This is a genomic window from Piscirickettsia litoralis (assembly GCF_001720395.1).
Taxonomy (GTDB): domain Bacteria; phylum Pseudomonadota; class Gammaproteobacteria; order Piscirickettsiales; family Piscirickettsiaceae; genus Piscirickettsia; species Piscirickettsia litoralis.
On record NZ_MDTU01000007.1, the window covers coordinates 55,307 to 56,968 of the forward strand.

Sequence of the window (1,662 nt, forward strand, 5' to 3'; positions counted from 1 at the left end):
TGTTACTTATTGATAAATATGTACTTGAAAGTCAAGCCTTATTCTAAATACAACAAATACCTTGCAAGCTTTATAAGCCAGAAACAACAGATTCCTTGCTTAACTTTCAAGGTTAAATGCAACAAATCCCTTGCTGGTTGGGTTGGTAGCTAAAAACAACAAAAACCTTGCTCATATAAAAACCAACAAATTCCTTGTTGTTGGATAGTGACAAGCAAAATAGTTAAGTGTCTTATATCTATGACTAACAGGTGGCTTCTTAGAAGCTAAATACAACAAATTCCTTGTTACTGAAGAATAGCTAAAAACAACAAATACCTTGTGGCTTATGCATGCCTAAATACAACAAATACCTTGTAAGTCAGGTGACACTGCTAAATCCACACTAAGGAAAATCTTGATTTTTATTATTAATAAGGCTATAAAAACAACGAGTGACTATTTATGTTGTTTTTTGTGAGAGAGGCTTTTTAGTGTCGAATGAGATAGTTGTTAAATCGAATAAGTTAATAGAGGCAGGATTTAAGCTCTCCCTGCAAGAACAACGAATTCTTTTGATGTGCATTTCTAAAGTTGACTCACGAGTTGATCTTTCTAGGAATGATTACATTATTAGAGCAGATGAGTATGCTGAACAATTTTCTCTCACTGTAGCAGGAGCCTACCAAGAGCTTAAGTCGATTGTAAACTCTCTTTTTGAAAGAAAAGTGAAGGTTTATGACGCTGAAAACGCGATACAGACTAACTTTCGTTGGCTTAGCCAAATAGACTATTTCGATAAGCAAGGCCAGGCGAGACTGAAGTTTTCAGAGCAAGTAGCTCCTCTTTTGAGTAACCTAAAGTCTGCTTTCACAAGCTATGAGCTTCGCTTTATCTCAGGGATGAGAAGTTCATACTCAATACGCATCTATGAGCTACTTAAGCAGTTTGGTGACATTAAGAAGCGAACAATTACTTTAGACTGGCTACGGGACCGGCTTGAGATTCAGAATGAGAAGTCGTATCAAAAATTTAACCCTATCAAACAGCGTATACTTGAGCCCGCTAAGGCTGATATAAACAAGCATACCGACATTGAAATGGACTATACACCACAGAAAACTGGTCGTAGAATCACTGCTATTACCTTTACGTTTACTAGTAAGATTAAAAGTCGCTCCGAAGGAAAAAAAGCGAAAGAGCCTTTAGACCATGAGAAATTAACTCTTAAAAATTTCTCTGCTAGACTACTTCAAATCACTGACCGGCTTTCTTGTTGTGAGAGTATAGATACAAATAAGTTTTCATTTATTTATAACAAGTTTTGTACTAATGGTAATACTTATGCTGACTTTAAGTTATTGGTGCAATATCTTGTGGATCATGATAGAGAGATTGACTCAGCAAGTGCTATTGAAGAAATCGTAGGTCAACGGCTATATTTAGGCTTTTCTAAGCCCAAGTTTAAGTCTCAGAAACGTAACGCTCGAGTCACCAACCCTCTTAGTCAGTCTTATTACCATGAACAGAAAGAGTTGTTTGAGGAAGAGTATGTTTATGCAGAGTATGAGGAAATTTCTGGCTAATTGTAGTGAATTAGCTTAAGTATCCTTTGCAAATATAGCTTCAGCCACCTGTTCAAATGTCACTATGTCAGATAGGCTTGAGATTCAGGAATTTAGA

1 protein-coding gene is annotated in these 1,662 nt (G+C 36.3%); it reads left to right on the top strand.

Translation table 11 applies throughout. The features are described 5' to 3' along the window. The first annotated feature begins 473 nt into the window (after nucleotides 1-473). Complete coding sequence (locus BGC07_RS18280; protein WP_069314497.1) at nucleotides 474-1,565, top strand: replication initiation protein; 1,092 nt, start codon at nucleotides 474-476, stop codon at nucleotides 1,563-1,565. Nucleotides 1,566-1,662: the final 97 nt, after the last annotated feature.